Genomic DNA, 17,145 nt, shown 5'->3' with positions numbered 1-17,145 from the left:
GACTGAGGGAAAATACTGAGCAATTATAAAGAAAAAGACCCTTTCATATTCCTCAGTGCCGCCATTTCCGATAGACTGTGCACCATGCAGGGTCAAGGAAGACCCTGCTTTAGTTGCTTTTCGGATTATGCCATGTACTGCCCTTTTTGTGGAAATCAGGAAACGCAGGTGAAGGATAGCCGCTCGGCGGAGGATGGTGCTGCTATCCGCCGTCGCCGTGTCTGCTGTGCTTGCGCCCAGCGCTTTACCACCATCGAACGTGTGCAGCTGCGAGAACTGACCGTCATCAAGGCGGACGGTAGGCGTATTCCTTTCGATCGTGACAAGCTAGCTCGATCCATCCGCATCGCCTTACGGAAACGGCCGGTCGATGATGTAAGGCAGGAGCGCCTGCTTAACGGACTTGTCAGACAGCTGGAATCATCTGGTGAGCAGGAAGTCCCATCCTATAGGATTGGAGAGCTTGCTATGGATGCACTACGTGACATTGATGACGTAGCTTATGTCCGCTTTGCTAGTGTTTATAAAGATTTTCGGGAGATTGAGGCATTTTCCAAAATACTTATTGATATGAATATGGACAAGCCTGCCAATCCCCCCTCTCAGGAGACCCCATGACTGAACCGTCATCCACTACCCCCCGTAAACGCAGCCGGACCATTGCCCGCATGGCGGCAACTCAGGCTCTGTATCAATGCGAGCAGACCGGGGCCAATCCTGAAAGCGTCATCATGGAGTTTATCCGACACCGGCATATTGCTCCTACAGCCAGTTTTGAAGACGGCCATATCCCTGATGCGGATTTGAATTTGCTGGAGGAAATTGTTCGTAATGCCGTTCTGAAACAAGATGTAATCGATAGCACATTGATCAGCCTTCTGCCTGAAAGCTGGCCGATGGATCGACTTGACCCAGTTCTACGCTCCTTATTGCGGACAGCTATTGGCGAGATGATGGCAGGTCTTCCTGCTCAAATTGCCATTAATGAATATCTGGACGTCGCCCATGGTTTCTTCAGTGGTGATGCACCAAAGATGGTTAATGGGATCTTGGATAAGTTTGCTCGCCAACAAGGCGGAGAACAAAGCGTAAAATAAGGCAGCAGTTAATGGGAGAGTTTGATTTCATTGCGCGGCATTTCCGGCCACTCGCTGGCCGGGGTGCTATGGAGCTCCGCAATGATGGGGCAACTATGGCCCTTCCGGCGGGAGAGGAACTTGTTCTTTCCAGCGACACCATGGTCGAAGGGTTACATTTCCTTCCAGATGATCCACCACACACTGTGGCCCAAAAATTATTACGCTGTAATCTTTCTGACTTGGCAGCCATGGGTAGTCGCCCACGGCATTATATGTTGAATGTCAGCGTCCCATCCGGACGGCATTATGACGAAGACTGGTTTACAGGATTTACCGCTGGCCTAGCAGCGGATCAGAAGCAGTACGATATTTCTTTGTTGGGAGGAGATACAACTGGCAGCCCATCTCCTTTGATGTTGAATGTCACCATTCTTGGGTCGGTTCGTCAGGGGGAAGCTTTAAGGCGCGACGGTGCCCAGCCGGGGGATGGTGTTTGGGTTACAGGCAGCCTCGGTCGGGCTGCATTGGGTTTGCAGGTTCGTCTGAGTAAACTGAATGGTGGAGAACCGTCTCTTGTAGAGGCATACCGCATACCGACACCCCGCATTGGCCTTTCTTTATATGGTATAGTCAGTGCAGCTATGGATATATCGGATGGCCTGCTACAGGATTGCGGACATATTGCCGAAGAGTCTAGTGTCGCTATCACGCTTTTTGAGGAAAAATTACCTTTTGCGCCTGAGGTTATAGCTCACATGGCGACGCATCGAGAGATGATTCTTCTGGGGGGCGATGATTATGAGTTGCTCATGACATGCCCTGTTGCTCAAGAGGCTGCTTTACAGGCCCATTGCAAAGAGCATGACGTACCTCTCACTAGAGTAGGAACAGTGAGGGAGGGGCGAGGCGTAACCATGTTAGATAAACAGCAGCTCCCCATCAATTTCTCGCGGACAGGTTGGCAGCATTTTTGACAACCTGATCTGATTACTCGTTACACCATATTAAAAAAGACACTTCTTTCCTGGAATGTTCAGGAAAGAAGTATCTTTTCGTAGAGACGGTGCGTCTTATGAGGATGGGGTACGAGGGATTCGGCTAGATTCCTCATTGCTACATCACTCTCTAGGACCCATCCCAATTCAACCCACTTATAGGGCAGTGTATTCCCTCGGCGCATTAGCTCAACGATGGCGAAAGAGGGAAGTAGTGACCCGAGTATCGTTCCGCGCATTTTGCTGGAAACACCAAGCAAAATAACACGAGCAGAATGGAATCGATGGGTAGCCAATCGGTAGCCAAGACGTAACCAACCAAGAGGTGAGGGCGCCCCTCCTAAATCTCCTGCAATGTCATAAAGATTAGGCAGAACCATCGCCATGGCGACTGGTTCACCATTTTGGTCAATCTGGACATAATGCTCGGGGCGTAGAAGCGGCTTGATTTGCTCAATCATCGCCGTCATTTCATAATCCTGCATGGGTACGAAATTATATTTATGTGACCATGCATCATTATATAGCTTCCGCAACACTTCACCCTGAGCGGTGATTTCCTTTTTGGAGAGATTGCGGGTGGTTATCTTGCTGAGGCGTCCTTCACCGAGTCTCATATCGCCGGGAACTCTGAAACGCTCTTCCATGCTACCATCCAGTTCTAGGCGGTAACTCAGCAGATCCTGCGCCTTCTCATACCCGCACTTGCGAATAAGGGCGTCCAGACCTTTCGGATGCCATGGGATGGCAATCATGGGGGCAGAGCATTGCCCCTCTACCATGGTGCCACTCTCCGCATTTCCACTCAGTGTGACAGGCCCACGTACCTTGGATATCTGCCGTTTGTGAAACCATTTTTCAACAGTCTGTAGAAGGGCTGAAACGACCTCCATTTTAGGAATAGCATCAAGTGCACCAAACTGCCCGATAACTTCCTGCCAATGCTCAATTGCCTTATGATCGACGATAGCGGCGATTCGACCAACAGGACGATCCCCATGCCAAGCAAGGAAATATTGTATCTCTGCATGGCGGAAAACCGGTGATTCCTTCGGGCTGAGCAAATGTCTTTGCTCCATATCTAACGGAGGAACAAAGCCTTCCATTCCTTTGTAGATATGGCGTGGAAGTGTGATAAAACGACGTAAATCTCCCCGTGTGGTCACGGGACGAACATCGACCTTGGCAGACTGAGAGTTTGGCGCTTCACATTGCATAGCAATGGCTATACTCGTACACGAGCCTTCCCGCTAGAGGGCAAAAATGAAAGGGGCTTCATGTCCAGACCAGAAAAAAACTCAACAATGCCTCGGCATCATATCCTCATAACTGGCGCTTCCAGTGGCATTGGGGCTGCTCTGGCGGAATATTATGCCCGGCCCGGCGTACATTTGACACTATGGGGACGTAGTAAAGAACGGTTAGAAAAAACGGCGTTCGTGGCACGTACGAAGGGCGCTAGCGTAGATACGCTTAGCATTGACCTGACAAAGGCCGACGAAGCTCTAAAAGCTCTAGCCAGTGCAGATGATGCTCTATCTATTGATATTCTGATCCTTTCGGCAGGCATGGCGGATATTCGGCCCCATAATGCTCTAGCCGAATCAGCTGAGACAGCCCTCAGGATGTCTATGGTTAATTTTGCCACGCCGGTGGCTATGGCAACCGAGATGGCAAACCGCATGGCCGCTCGCAGGCATGGCCGTATTGCCCTTATGGGATCCGTAGCATCCTTCCATGATCTGCCACTGGCAACGGTCTACAGTGGCTCCAAGGCTGGGATAGGCCGATTCAGCACCGCTCTTCAGGCTGCCATGACGCCTTATAACGTCCGTGTCTGTCTGATTGCCCCGGGTTTTGTGGACACGCCTATGAGCCAGCGTTTGGATGGTGATCAAGCGTTCCTCGTGCCGGTAGATAAAGCGGCCCGTAAGATTGCCCGCTGCATCAATCAGGGAAGAGGGGTGCTAGTATTCCCTTGGGTGTTCCAGTTGACCCGCCTTCTGGAAATGGTTCTGCCGCGGCCGATTGCACATCGCATTCTGCGCCGCCTAGATGTCATGCAGCATCCGGAAAATGAAAAGCCTACTAAAGGCTAATTGCGGGGAACCTCACGGGGCTAGGTGCTTGCAGACATGATAGCGGCGTGGGAAAAGGGGCAACACATCTCTCTGCGTACTGAAGGAATAGACGTATGAAGGAAATTGTTGCCGTTGATATCGGCGGAACCCACGCCCGCTTTGCCATCGCTGAAATCAAGGATGGTCATGTGGTCTCTCTAGGAGAGGCCACCACGCTGAAATGTGCAGAACATGCTTCTCTCGCCTTGGCATGGGAAGCATTTGGTCGTTCATTGGGGCGGCCTATACCGCGGGAGGCAGGCATTGCCGTAGCCTGCCCGATTAACGGTGAAATCCTGAAGATGACCAACAATCCGTGGATCATCCAGCCCGCACAGCTTGGTAGCCGTCTAAAGCTAGATGATTTCGCTCTGGTGAATGATTTTGGTGCGATCGGCCATGCAGTGGCTCAGGTTGGCCCAGAATACATGAACCATCTGTGCGGACCAGATGTTGATCTTCCTACCAAGGGAACCATCACCATTCTGGGTCCAGGAACAGGGCTAGGTGTTGCGACTCTCCTGCGGGGTGAGAAGGGCTATCATGTAATCGAAACGGAGGGAGGACACACGGACTTCTCTCCGCTGGATGCTGTTGAAGATCACATCCTCCGGGCTCTGAGGGACCGTTTCCGGCGTGTTTCGGTCGAACGAATCGTTTCCGGCCCCGGCCTGACCAACCTATATGAGGTCATTGCAGAACTTCAGGATCGTCCCATCACCATTAAGGACAATCGTACTCTTTGGACCACAGCGATGGAAGGCACCGACACTCTGGCCGCTGCCGCTCTGGAGCGCTTCTTCCTGAGCCTTGGTGCAGTAGCCGGGGATCTTGCTCTTGCCCATGGAGCACACGGTGTTGTCGTAGCTGGGGGATTAGGGCAGCGCCTGGCCCACATTCTGCCACATTCAGGGTTCTCTGAGCGTTTCATCGCCAAAGGGCGTTTTGAAACCATGATGAGCGAGATGCCGGTGAAGATTATCACCCATCCTCAGCCGGGTCTGTACGGTGCCGCTGCCGCTTACGCCAGCAAGGCAGCACGTGCAGAATCAGCTATAGGTTGATTTGAGAGCGGAAAGGTCACTCATGCGATACGTGGGTGGCCTTTTTCTAAAAACAATACGAAACGAGAGCCGACAGCAGCTGATACCCCGAGAATGGCAGTTTCTCAAGGGTTCTGGAACGTATAGGGAGGCATGGGGATAGTACACTGGAGGTCTGGGCGGGAATCGAACCCACATACGCGGATTTGCAGTCCGATGCATAGCCATTCTGCCACCAGACCTCGGGTGTGCGTCCTTAATAAAGATTATTGCTCACAGGTCAATAGGGGAAAATGATATGTGCCATTTTTCTCTTATTTTCAGTGTGATTCTCCCTTATAGTCCTCTCTGGCAACTTTTTAGAAACAGACAGTCAGATCGGCAGATCCACAAACATGAAACAAGCGTCCCATTTTTTTTCAAAAATCCGGAAATCAATGCAGATGGGGATGAGCCTGTGTGTCGGTACGGGGCTGCTGTGCCAAAGTGGTTTTGCTCAGACAGCTGTTACAAACCCCAATGGCAATCCAGAGTTTATACCACATACTCTTAAAGAAGCGCTTTCTCTGGCTTATCTGACTAATCCACAACTGAGAGAGGCACGAGCGCAGCTACGAGCCGTGGATGAGCAAATGCCTGCAGCGGAAGCAGGGTGGCGGCCAAACATTACGGCTAGCGGTGCTTTGACCTATTATAAGGGAAGCAGCAGCTATACGCAGCAGACCACCATTGGCGGTCGGATGGTCAAGCTGCCCAATATTCAACGTTACAGTAGTGGTGGCTACAATACGACAGTCTCGCTGACCCAACCTATCTATCAGGGAGGGAAGACCGTTGCGAGTACCCACATGGCTAAAAATCAGATATTTGCCCAGAGAGCACGGCTGATCGAAACAGAGCAGGAAGTGCTTTACAGTGCTATGAATGCTTATGTCCGTCTGGTCGCTAACCTACAGCTCTTGCAGGTCAGTATTAATAACGAACGTGCCTTGAGGGAGCAGCTAGATGCAGCAAACAGGCGATTCCGTCTAGGGGAGTTGAGCCGTACCGATGTGGCGCAGGCTCAGGGCGCGCTGGCAACAGCAACAGCTGACCTTCATCAAACAGAAGGGGCCGTACAGGCTGCACAGGCCAGTTATCTTCAGATTGTAGGAGTGCCAGCTCCACCGGATATGGTGCCCCCACAGCCTTTGGCGCTGCCGGTCCGTACTGAGCAGGAAGCCGTAGCAGAGGCCATGCGTAATAATCCCAACGTTATTGCGGCCCTTTTTAATGAAGCCCAACAGAAAGATAATATTTCTGTTCAGATGGCAGCCATTTTGCCCAAAATCTCAGCCGGGATTGCTTATCAGCGTGCGAAAGATCAGGGGCAAGATAATTCGCTACAGGATAATAAATACGCAACTCTCAATCTGCAGGTTCCTCTCTATCAGGGAGGCAGTGAGTATGCCGCAATCCGTCAGGCTCGTCAGACTGCCATTGCCGCCCGCAATGAAGTGGATGTCCAGCGTCGAACTGCTTTGGAGCAGACATCGGAAAGCTGGCAGCTCTATATGTCGATTAAAGAGACGCTACGCAGTCATCAGATTGCCGTTTCTTCCAATGCAGCGGCCCTTGCTGGGGTGGAGCGGCAGGCTCTGGTCGGCACAGCCACAACGCTTTCTGTTCTCCAACAGCAGGAAACATTGCTGCAGTCCCAGCGAGCCCTCATCCAGAGTGTAACGTCTCTTGTTACATCATCCTACGATATCGCCCGTGCTATGGGACACCTGACCGCTGTGGACCTGAAACTGAATGTTCCGCTGTACGATGAAAAGGCTTATTACCGTGCCGTCAAAAATCGTCTCTGGGGCATTGGAGATTATCAAACAGACCAGCCGGGTCGGTAAAGGTGGAGGAGTTTTTCCTCTCCACCTATCGGCAAGTTTTCATGCCGATGATATGAATAACATTACCTAACACGATTGACTTAATACCCGGGAAACCATGTCCGAACAGAACGCACACATCTCTCTGGCTCCTTCCGCTCTGGAAAAAGCCTTCACTCCTGCCGATTATGAAAAGACACTTTACGATGCCTGGGAAGAGTCTGGGACATTCGAGGCAAATCCCGGGAAAGGCGGCACGCCTTATTCCATCATGTTTCCACCACCGAATGTCACGGGTACGCTGCATCTCGGGCATGCTCTGACCTTCACTCTTCAGGATATCCTCATCCGTTGGCAGCGAGAGAAGGGGGCCAATGTCCTTTGGCAGCCCGGGACAGACCATGCCGGTATCGCTACACAGATGGTTGTAGAACGGGCTCTGGACAAGGAAGGCATCAGCCGTAAGGAACTCGGTCGCCCCGGCTTCATCGATCGTGTCTGGGAGTGGAAGAATGAATATGGCGGCACCATTATCAAGCAGCTACGTCGTCTCGGTGCTTCTGCCGACTGGACGCGTGAACGCTTCACAATGGATGAAGGCCTATCCCGTGCTGTTCGCAAGGTATTCGTTCAACTTCACAAAGAAGGGCTGATCTATCGAGATCGCCGTTTGGTTAACTGGGACCCGGTATTCCGTTCCGCCATTTCAGACCTTGAGGTGGAGAACAAGGAAACAAAGGGATCAATGTGGCATATCCGTTATCCTCTAGAGAACGGTGGAACCATCACGATTGCCACAACCCGGCCGGAAACTATGCTGGGTGATGTCGCTGTTGCCGTCAATCCTGAAGACGAGCGATATGCCAGTTTGATCGGCCAGACCGTCATCCTGCCTTTGACAGGACGACGCATTACCATCGTGGCTGATGAACATTCAGATCCTGAAAAAGGAACTGGAGCCGTCAAAATCACTCCAGCTCACGATTTCAATGATTTTGAGGTTGGGAAACGCCATAATCTACCAGCACCAACCATTCTGGATGAAAGTGCCTGCATCTGGTTGAATGAAATCCAACCCGAGTTAGCTGATTATGAGGGCGTGAGCGATACTGGGTTCGTACGGTCTCTAGAAGGGCTCCATCGTGATGAGGCTCGTAAGAAAATCATTAAACGTCTGGACGAAATGGGATGGCTGGAAAAGATTGAACCGCATGTTCTTCAAGTTCCTACCGCAGAACGTGGCGGCGCCATTGTAGAGCCTCGCTTAACATTGCAATGGTACTGCGATGCCCCCAAGTTAGCCCAGTCCGCTGTTGATGCTGTCACATCAGGTGATATGGTCTTTGAGCCTCGGCAGTGGGAAAATACCTTCTTCGCTTGGATGAGGGATCTTCAGCCGTGGTGTATCAGCCGTCAACTCTGGTGGGGTCATCAGATACCGGCTTGGTATGGTTCCGATGGGAAGACCTATGTTGCAGAAACAGCAGAAGATGCCCAGAAACAGGCCGGCCCTTCTGTCACTCTGACGCAGGATGAGGATGTGCTGGATACATGGTTCAGCTCGGCTCTCTGGCCGTTCACAACGCTGGGCTGGCCGGATAAAACAGAGTCACTGGAATTTTATTATCCGACGAGCACTCTAGTTACCGGCTTTGACATCATTTTCTTCTGGGTATCCCGGATGATGATGATGGGGCTTCACTTCATGGGCAAGGTCCCCTTCCGTAAAATATTGATCCATGGGCTCGTCCGAGACGAAAAGGGGCAGAAGATGTCCAAGTCTCGGGGGAATGGTATCGACCCATTAGATCTGATTGCTGATTATGGTGCTGATGCCACCCGTCTTGCCATTGCCGCGGGTGCTGGCCTAGGACGGGATATCAAGCTAGGACGTAATCGTGTTGAAGAGCATCGGGCATTCATCACGAAGCTCTGGAATGCCTCCCGTTTTCTTCAAATGAATGGCGTAGAGCCACAGCTTGGCTTTGATCCATCTAATGTCAAATCCACTCTAGCCCGCTGGATTCTGGAAGAAGCCCGCAAGGCTGTAGCTCAGGCAGATGCTGCGCTAGAAGCATCCCGTTTTGATGAGTACACACGCTGCTGTTATAATTTTGTCTGGAATATTTTCTGTGACTGGTTTGTAGAATTTTCCAAGCCAACCTTCCGTGCCGGAGGGGCCGAGGCGGACGAGTTAAAGGCGGCAGGAGCACATGTACTGGGTATCATTCTGCGCATGATGCATCCCGTCATCCCATTTGTAACTAGCACGCTCTGGAAAAAGCTGGGTTATTCTGGCCCATTCGGAATTAATAGTTGGCCTGCGGTCCCCCAGGTCTCTGGTGCTGAGGATGCCGCTGATGAAATTAATTGGGTCATTCGTCTGATAAGTGGTGTTCGAACAGTCCGTGCGGAAATGAATGTTCCTCCATCCCAGAAGGCACCACTGTTGCTACGTGATGCTTCTGACCGGACGATCGAGCGTGCTCGAAAATGGCAGGCCGCCATCGACCAGATGGCTCGTGCTTCTGATGTTTCCCCTCTGACGGAGGAAGCACCCAAAATGGCCGCTCAACTGATTTTGGATGAGGCTACCATCTTCCTGCCATTGGCAGGTGTGATCGACCTTGATGCTGAAAAAGCTCGCCTTCAGAAGGAAATCCTTCGCCTAGAAGGCGAGATTGGCAAAGTTGAGAAGAAACTCAGCAACGAAAATTTCGTTGCTCGTGCCAAACCTGAGGTTGTTCAAGAAAATCGTGACCGACTGGATACATTCCAGCAAGAGCTTGCCAAACAAAAAACAGCTCTGAGCCGCATTAGCTAACGTACCCCAACTATCTGCGCACAAAAAAGCCTGCCTTAAAAAGGCAGGCTTTTTTATTGGGAGCTCGAGATCCCTTAGCGCTTCTTCACAACAATCTGCGAAAGGTCACGTACAGCTCCATGTGCTGCACTAGTCGTCATGGCCGCATACGCCTTTAGAGCTGTTGAAACAATACGCTCACGCTGTGGTTGCCAGCCTGCCGGACCTTTTGCATGCATAGCAGCACGGCGAGCCTTCAACTCTGCTTCTGTTACATCCAGATGTAGAAGCCGTTCAGGAATATCAATGACAATGATATCACCTTCTTCTACCAACCCGATCAAACCACCTTCGGCAGCTTCCGGTGAAATATGCCCCACCGAAAGGCCCGAACTTCCCCCTGAGAACCGTCCATCCGTGATCAAGGCACAAGACTCTCCCAGCCCCATGGATTTGAGATAGCTGGTCGGGTAGAGCATTTCCTGCATCCCTGGACCGCCCTTGGGGCCTTCATACCGAATGACTACAACATCACCCGGGACAATTTCTTTACCCAAAATGGCATTCACGGCGGCATCTTGACTATCGAAAACCCGGGCACGGCCTTTGAACTTTAAAATATGTTCTGCCACACCAGCCGTTTTGACGATGGCGCCATCCAGCGCCAGATTACCATAGAGAACAGCAAGCCCTCCATCCTGCGAAAAGGCATGCTCCCGGTCTCGCAAAACACCTGCATCCCGATCTTTATCCAGCTCCTTATAGAGGCTGTTTTGGGAAAAGGCCTTAACAGTCCGAATCCCGCCGGGCGCCGCCCGGAACAATTCTTCCGCTTCACCACATTTCTGGATGATATCCCAGTGCTTCAGAGATTCTGCCAGAGTGGGAGAGTGGACGGTCGGCGTACTCGTATCGATCAGGCCAGCCCTATCCAGCTCTCCAAGAATAGCTGGAATACCACCAGCCCGATGAACATCTTCCATGTGCACATTAGCAACAGAAGGTGAAACCTTGCAGAGATGAGGAACCTTCCGAGACAAGGCATCAATATCACTCATCGTGAAATCGACTTCGGCCTCTCGTGCAGCTGCAAGCAGATGCAGCACAGTATTGGTAGAGCCCCCCATGGCGATATCTAGCGTCATAGCGTTCGCAAAAGCGGCCTTAGTAGCAATACCACGGGGCAAGGCAGTCGCATCGTCATGCTCATACCACCGTTTGGCCAGCTTTACGCTCAAACGGCCTGCATTTAGGAAAAGCTCTTTTCGCTTAGCATGTGTTGCCAAAAGTGAGCCATTGCCTGGTAGAGAGAGCCCAAGGGCCTCTGTTAAACAATTCATGGAGTTTGCTGTAAACATGCCTGAGCAGGAGCCACAGGTCGGGCAGGCAGAACGTTCTACACGCTCCGATACGTCATCACTGACACGATCATCAGCTGCAGCTACCATAGAGGTCACAAGATCAACTGCTCTCTCGATCCCGTCCATATCTGCCTTGCCGGCTTCCATCGGTCCACCGGATACAAAAACGGTGGGAATATTCAGCCGCAAAGAAGCCATGAGCATGCCCGGCGTGATCTTGTCGCAATTGCTGATGCAAACCAAAGCATCAGCGCAATGGGCATTAACCATGTACTCCACGGAATCAGCGATCAGCTCTCGTGAAGGCAGAGAATACAACATCCCCCCATGGCCCATGGCGATACCGTCATCTACGGCAATCGTATTGAACTCTCTGGCAATGCCACCTGCCTCCTCAACAGCGGATGCAACGAGAGATCCCATATCTTTAAGGTGAACGTGCCCAGGCACAAACTGGGTATATGAATTGGCAATAGCAATGATGGGTTTATTGAAGTCATCATCGCCCATGCCTGTCGCCCTCCAGAGCGCACGGGCCCCTGCCATATTGCGGCCACGGGTGCTTGTATGAGAGCGATAGGCAGGCATCTAAAGAACCTCTTCCAAAAAGAAACGTTTTATGGCGTCTTACAGTAAGAAACGATAATCTAAAATAGAAAATTTGAAAGATATGAAAAGCATGACCGTCACCCCCTAGCCGTGCGCCCCTCTGAAGGCCATATGCAAAGCTTTCATGACTGTGCATGAACAGGATCAACTATGACACGAACATCATCTATCATTCTCGGGGGCGGCTGCTTCTGGTGTGTTGAAGCCATCTTCAGTGGCCTCCGCGGAATCATGTCGGCTAAGCCAGGTTATGCTGGTGGTCACACTGAACATCCCGATTATAAGGCCGTCTGTACAGGCGAAACAGGCCATGCCGAGGTGGTACAAGTTGTATTCAACTCTACCGAGATCAGTCTGGAAGATATCTTACGGGTCTTCTTTACAACCCATGATCCGACTCAATGGAATCGACAGGGCAATGATATTGGAACCCAGTACCGTTCCGTCATCTTTGGTGATGAGGCCCAACAGGCTGTCGCCCGGACCATTCGTGATGAGATTGCAGAACAAAATATCTGGGAAGCGCCGCTCGTTACATCTATTGAAGGGCCTGCCCATTTTTGGGAAGCGGAAGAAAGCCATCATGACTACTTCGCACGCAACCCGGAAGCAGCCTATTGTGCAGCGGTCATAGCCCCTAAAGTCGCCAAGGCCCGAAAGCTCTATCGTGACCGCCTAAAATAAACCCCACAATCAAGTGCTCACAATTTGAAGGAGCTAGCAGGCTCCTTCATTCATCATATTCCAACAAAACACGATCCGTTTCTTCATCATACCCAAACAAATTGGCATAGCGTGCCCACGAAATGGCCGTATTAAGTGTTTGTCGTGCATAAGTAGTCGACATGGTATCCTCTAGTTTGCGCCGGAAAATGTCAGCATCCATCGCATGATTACTCCGCTCATCAAGCGTCCCACGGATCAGCTTCAATAAAGGGACGGAATGGAGCAGGGCCGTCCGCATAATATCCCGGCGAGCATCTGCATCACCCTCTACGAATGTACGACCTGTATTGGTAAGCATAATGTCGCCATCTTCTAGCTCTGCAAAATCAAGCAGCTGCAAGGTCTCACCAAGAGGGAAGAGGTCATCTAGCGTCATCTGGAGCTGATTGGCCAGTTCCGGTAAATCAGCTCGACCGGAGAGGGGGGCATGCTCAAGAGATTCCATCAGACCAACTAATAGTTCGATCGAAATATCAGGCAGTACGCTGAAAGAATCGCTTTCATCCTGAACATCACCTTGTTCAGGCACAGCGAGGTCAGCCTCCGAAACACTCGGAGCTCGAAGTGTCATCAAGGTATATATCTGATCCACAAAATGCCGAAAATCATCATCCTGACGGTTTCTAGGGTGTGGGAAGGGCACAACGATTTCGTGTGTAATACGTCCCGGCCCAGATGAAAAAAGTAGGATTCTGTCGCACATCAACACAGCCTCCTCAATAGCATGTGTCGCCAGCACCATAGCCTTGAGCGGTCCTAGCCGATGCTCCTGCCATAGTTCAATCAAGTCAGTTCGTAGATTTTCTGCACTCAGATGGTCGATATTGAGGAATGGTTCATCAAGTAACAGGATTTCAGGCTGTCGGGCTAGAGCACGGATTAGGGAAGCTCGTTCCGCCAGGGCATCGGAAAGTTCCCTCGGGTAGGCACCTTCATAGCCATCCATATCAAGAACCTCAATAATGGCATCGGCGATCTTTTCACGCTCTTCTCGTGACTGACGTTTGGCCTCTAGTGCTAACAGAACATTCTCTCGAACTGTCAGCCATGGAAAGAGAACATCATCCTGTAGGATGATAGACACTGCCTCCAACGATTGCGTTGTAGCACGGCCTTCTCTCCAGAACACTTTCCCTTTTTTAGGCGTTTCTAGCCCCGCCATGATCTTCAAAAGGCTGGATTTCCCTGATCCTGAACGTCCAACCAGCCCCAGAATCTCCCCTTCACGGACTTCCATATTGACCTGTTCAACAATTGGAACATCCTGATTGCGGGCCTTGTGTGCAAATTGTGCACAGTCAGCCAAGCGTAAGATAGCACTCATGAGCTAGATCCTATAACGGTGCGCCATACGTTCCTGCAGTGGGATACAAAGCCCCCACCGAACAGAGACGGCCATTAACGTCATCAGGCACAGGAGCACACCTTGTACTCCATAAGCGTGCGCCTGAAGGATACGGAGATGAAGCGTTTTTCTCTCGAGTAAAGCGGCTAGATAGACATTATCCCAAAAAAACGGGAGGGCCACGATGACCGCCTGCAATAGTGCTGGACAGAGCAGAGGGATGCGAACCTCTTTCCAGAACGACCAGAAAGGCAGACGAAGATGATACCCCATAACAATGAACTGGCGTCCAGCTGCATCAGATTCCCGCAGAAAAGCCCAGCCGACAAGCCCCATGACAGCCAAAGTAGGTATGGCCACCAAGGGAATAGGAAGAGACAGGCCCAGCCAAGCCATAAAAACAGGGAGGAGGGCCACGATTAGACAGCATTTTCGAATACGCTTTTGCGCTATTGTGGGAAGTCCCAGCAATAGCCCGCCGACCCAGCCCCAAACCCCACCAATCAGACAAATGGCAACAACCAGCATCCCTAAGGGGCCTGGTGCTCCCCAAAAGCCACATGCCAAGAATAAGGTCAGAATAGTACCGATAGCGCCAAGTAACCAGCGTCTTTTCCAAGATAAAGAACGATCTTCTGACCTGCTTTTCTGCATCTGATCACAGACCGCATAATGGCGCCCATACCCCCGCAGAGGGCCAATGAGACCGTGTTGAACCAGAAAAATAGGAACTAGCATGAGGATCAGTACAATACAGGCAGATAATTCCCCATTACCACCTGCCATTAGGGAGGAGAGAAGGGCGCCTCCCAACCCGGGAACCGGGGGAAGGAATAGGGCTATCATCAGCTCTCCCCCCAGGATACACAGCCAAAAATCAGGGAGTTCCCGCAAGACAGCCCTTACCAACTCGGGAAAAGCAAAAGGAAGATGAAGCCGCCAGAATGTCTGCCAGCGCCCCAGCCTTAGAGCTCTGGCAGTTTTCAAAAAACTAGACGGGATACCGGCTTCCGCCTTCAGGGTGGCATGAACACTTCTCATCAGTAAACTGAAGAATGCCACCACCAGAACACTCCAGAAGGGCGTCAGGACGGCGCAGAACAATCCCAGAAGGCAGAGAGACGGTATTTCCCCCAGGATAGCCGTTACCCCAGCCATGATCCGCCTCAACACGGCCGAGGAGGCTGCTAGGGATAGAAGAACACCATGCCCCATTATTGCCAGTAACAGTGCAACTACACTTTTACCCAATGTCCAGAACATGTCTTCCCACGGGGCTGGGAAGATTGGAGTAGATATAAAGTCACAATCTCGAAGAAGGCCGTACAGGGCCCCAGCAATCATAATACAGCAAGATACTCCACTGCCTCGATACGCTAGCAGCCAACACCTGCATCTTTCCCCCAAGCTGGAAAGATGAGCAAATGGCCAAGTATCTCTCCTCATGACTGGCCCATGGGTAAATGAATATTCATGACCGGCCCTTTAAATGTCACCCTTCGGGTATGGGGAAGCAGTCAGTGACCGGTACTGCCGAAGCCACCATGCCCACGGTCAGTTGTATCAAGGCTGCTGCATTCCTGCCACTGCATTCTCACTACGGGGGCCAGAACCCCTTGAGCAACCCTCATGCCACGCTCAATAACAAACTCCTCCGTTCCCGCATTGATGAGAATAATGCGAATTTCTCCACGATAGTCTTCATCAATGGTACCGGGGCTATTGGGAACCATAATGCCATGCTTCAACGCCAATCCCGAACGAGGACGTATCTGCAGTTCATAGCCCTCAGGAAGGGCAATACAAAGCCCTGTCGGCACTAAAGCACGTTGCCCCGGCTTAAGGGACAAAGGTGCCTCTACGGCAGCCTGAAAATCCACTCCTGCCGCACCGGCTGTACCATAAGCGGGTAGGTCCAAACCTTCGGAATGAGGAAGGCGGAGAATACGGACATTCATAACGTTCGACATGGCTTGGCAACCCCTCAAATAAGAATGGGTGACTGTTAACCCTGTTTCTGGAAAAAGGCTACTATCTGTTCAGAAAGACGTTCTGCCAGAGCGGATTTGTTCATTTCAGGCCAATCTTCCGTACCCGTTTCCGTTAGGAATAGAACCTGATTTCGATGTCCTCCAAAACGATGCTTACTTACATCGTTAGCGAGAAGCCAGTCACAGCCCTTGCGACGTCGTTTCTGCTCTGCATGCTTCCGGAGATCATCCGTCTCTGCTGCAAAACCAACAACAAGGGTAGGGCGCTCCGCCATCTGAGACAATGTCGCCAAAATATCCGGATTTTCACGAAGCATTAGGGTCGGAGGACCATCAGCAGTCTTCTTCATCTTCCGATTGCTGACGCTCTCTGGCCGCCAATCACTGACCGCTGCTACACAGATCGCTGCATCAGCTGGAAGCTGCTCAAGACATGCTGCTTTCATTTCCTCTGCTGTTCGCACATTAATCCGCTGTACAGACGGTGGGGTGGACAAGGAGACGGGACCACTTACAAGCCGAACATCCGCACCTCTTGCCGCCAGAGCGCTCGCAATGGCATATCCCTGAAGACCTGACGAATGGTTGGAAATAAAACGTACCGGGTCAATCGACTCAACAGTCGGACCAGCCGTCACTATAATGCGGCGACCAGCCAGATCAGTCGCTTTTCTCAAGGATGATCTGACCGCTACTAGAATTTCATCAAGCCCTGCCAGTCGCCCCGTGCCAGTTTCGCCACAGGCTACATTGCCATGTGATGGCCCAACACAACGGACACCACGTTGTTGCAGCAAGGAAAGATTTGCCTGAGTGGCTGGATGCCCCCACATATGCGGGTTCATGGCAGGAGCTAGAAGAATAGAAGCTTTTGTAGCTAGAAGAAGGGTTGTTGCCAGATCATCAGCTATCCCATGCGCCATACGGGCCATGAGATTGGCCGTGGCCGGGCAGACCAGCACCAGATCAGCCGAGCGGGCGAGTGCTATATGCCCGATTTCACTTTCCTGCCCGGGCCGGAATAGTTCATCATGAACAGGATTGCCGCATAATACTTCCAGCGAAAGCGGCGTCACGAATTGCCTTGCCGCTTCCGTCATCACGGGAATGATCTCCATTCCTTCACGCTGCAACTCCCTGACAAGATCTAACGCCTTGTAGGCAGCAATCCCCCCTCCCAGAATGAGAATGATACGGGACATGAA

The 17,145-nt window shown here is 51.5% G+C and carries 14 protein-coding genes and 1 tRNA gene; 8 read left to right on the top strand and 7 right to left on the bottom strand.

Annotation, left to right across the window (positions count from 1 at the left end; genetic code table 11):
* Positions 1-132: 132 nt before the first annotated feature.
* From nrdR to thiL, 3 genes are read left to right on the top strand one after another with little or no spacing between them, the layout of a single operon-like run.
* Entirely contained in the window at positions 133-618 is a 486-nt protein-coding gene (nrdR, locus tag CPA57_RS01535) for a transcriptional regulator NrdR (RefSeq protein ID WP_182080901.1), read from the top strand.
* Positions 615-1,097, top strand: a complete 483-nt coding sequence (nusB, locus tag CPA57_RS01530; RefSeq protein ID WP_182080899.1) for a transcription antitermination factor NusB — start codon at positions 615-617, stop codon at positions 1,095-1,097. Before nrdR ends, nusB begins: the two co-directional genes overlap by 4 nt.
* Before the next feature lie 11 nt (positions 1,098-1,108).
* Entirely contained in the window at positions 1,109-2,053 is a 945-nt protein-coding gene (gene thiL / locus CPA57_RS01525) for a thiamine-phosphate kinase (RefSeq protein WP_182080897.1), read from the top strand.
* A gap of 59 nt (positions 2,054-2,112) precedes the next feature.
* Here thiL and CPA57_RS01520 read toward each other — a convergent pair whose 3' ends face one another.
* Positions 2,113-3,291, bottom strand: coding sequence for a hypothetical protein (locus CPA57_RS01520; protein ID WP_182080895.1), 1,179 nt, complete (start codon positions 3,289-3,291; stop codon positions 2,113-2,115).
* A 60-nt stretch (positions 3,292-3,351) separates the two neighbouring features.
* On the opposite strand from CPA57_RS01520, the gene CPA57_RS01515 reads away from it, so the two are divergent.
* Both CPA57_RS01515 and glk read left to right on the top strand, forming a co-directional pair.
* Positions 3,352-4,173, top strand: a complete 822-nt coding sequence (locus CPA57_RS01515; protein ID WP_182080893.1) for an SDR family NAD(P)-dependent oxidoreductase — start codon at positions 3,352-3,354, stop codon at positions 4,171-4,173.
* Positions 4,174-4,268: 95 nt separating this feature from the next.
* Positions 4,269-5,258 (top strand): glucokinase, encoded by a 990-nt coding sequence (gene glk / locus CPA57_RS01510; protein ID WP_182080891.1) that lies wholly within the window; start codon positions 4,269-4,271, stop codon positions 5,256-5,258.
* Between the two features lie 147 nt (positions 5,259-5,405).
* On the opposite strand, the gene CPA57_RS01505 is transcribed toward glk, so the two are convergent.
* Positions 5,406-5,479 (bottom strand) — tRNA-Cys (locus CPA57_RS01505).
* Positions 5,480-5,680: 201 nt separating this feature from the next.
* On the opposite strand from CPA57_RS01505, the gene CPA57_RS01500 reads away from it, so the two are divergent.
* Complete coding sequence (locus CPA57_RS01500; protein ID WP_407647558.1) at positions 5,681-7,126, top strand: TolC family outer membrane protein; 1,446 nt, start codon at positions 5,681-5,683, stop codon at positions 7,124-7,126.
* 97 nt (positions 7,127-7,223) lie between these two features.
* Positions 7,224-9,929: a valine--tRNA ligase gene (locus CPA57_RS01495; RefSeq protein ID WP_182080889.1), complete on the top strand. Its 2,706-nt coding sequence runs from the start codon at positions 7,224-7,226 to the stop codon at positions 9,927-9,929.
* Between the two features lie 74 nt (positions 9,930-10,003).
* Here the strand turns inward: CPA57_RS01495 and ilvD are convergent, their stop codons facing one another.
* A complete protein-coding gene (ilvD, locus tag CPA57_RS01490; protein WP_182080882.1) occupies positions 10,004-11,857 on the bottom strand; it encodes a dihydroxy-acid dehydratase in 1,854 nt (617 codons plus the stop codon).
* Positions 11,858-12,028: 171 nt separating this feature from the next.
* On the opposite strand from ilvD, the gene msrA reads away from it, so the two are divergent.
* Positions 12,029-12,562: a peptide-methionine (S)-S-oxide reductase MsrA gene (msrA, locus tag CPA57_RS01485; protein WP_182080880.1), complete on the top strand. Its 534-nt coding sequence runs from the start codon at positions 12,029-12,031 to the stop codon at positions 12,560-12,562.
* Between the two features lie 46 nt (positions 12,563-12,608).
* Here the strand turns inward: msrA and CPA57_RS01480 are convergent, their stop codons facing one another.
* The 4 genes from CPA57_RS01480 to coaBC all read right to left on the bottom strand — a co-directional run bounded on the left by CPA57_RS01480 (position 12,609) and on the right by coaBC (position 17,142).
* Positions 12,609-13,928, bottom strand: a complete 1,320-nt coding sequence (locus tag CPA57_RS01480; RefSeq protein WP_182080878.1) for an ABC transporter ATP-binding protein — start codon at positions 13,926-13,928, stop codon at positions 12,609-12,611.
* 3 nt (positions 13,929-13,931) lie between these two features.
* Positions 13,932-15,212 (bottom strand): ABC transporter permease subunit, encoded by a 1,281-nt coding sequence (locus CPA57_RS01475; protein WP_182080876.1) that lies wholly within the window; start codon positions 15,210-15,212, stop codon positions 13,932-13,934.
* 254 nt (positions 15,213-15,466) lie between these two features.
* Positions 15,467-15,919, bottom strand: coding sequence for a dUTP diphosphatase (dut, locus tag CPA57_RS01470; RefSeq protein WP_182080874.1), 453 nt, complete (start codon positions 15,917-15,919; stop codon positions 15,467-15,469).
* Between the two features lie 35 nt (positions 15,920-15,954).
* Positions 15,955-17,142, bottom strand: coding sequence for a bifunctional phosphopantothenoylcysteine decarboxylase/phosphopantothenate--cysteine ligase CoaBC (gene coaBC / locus CPA57_RS01465; RefSeq protein ID WP_182080872.1), 1,188 nt, complete (start codon positions 17,140-17,142; stop codon positions 15,955-15,957).
* Between the last annotated feature and the right edge of the window lie 3 nt (positions 17,143-17,145).

Source organism: Bombella favorum (genome assembly GCF_014048475.1).
Classification (GTDB): domain Bacteria; phylum Pseudomonadota; class Alphaproteobacteria; order Acetobacterales; family Acetobacteraceae; genus Bombella; species Bombella favorum.
Note: the sequence above shows the minus strand (reverse complement) of the source record. Positions and strands in the feature narration are given on the sequence as shown.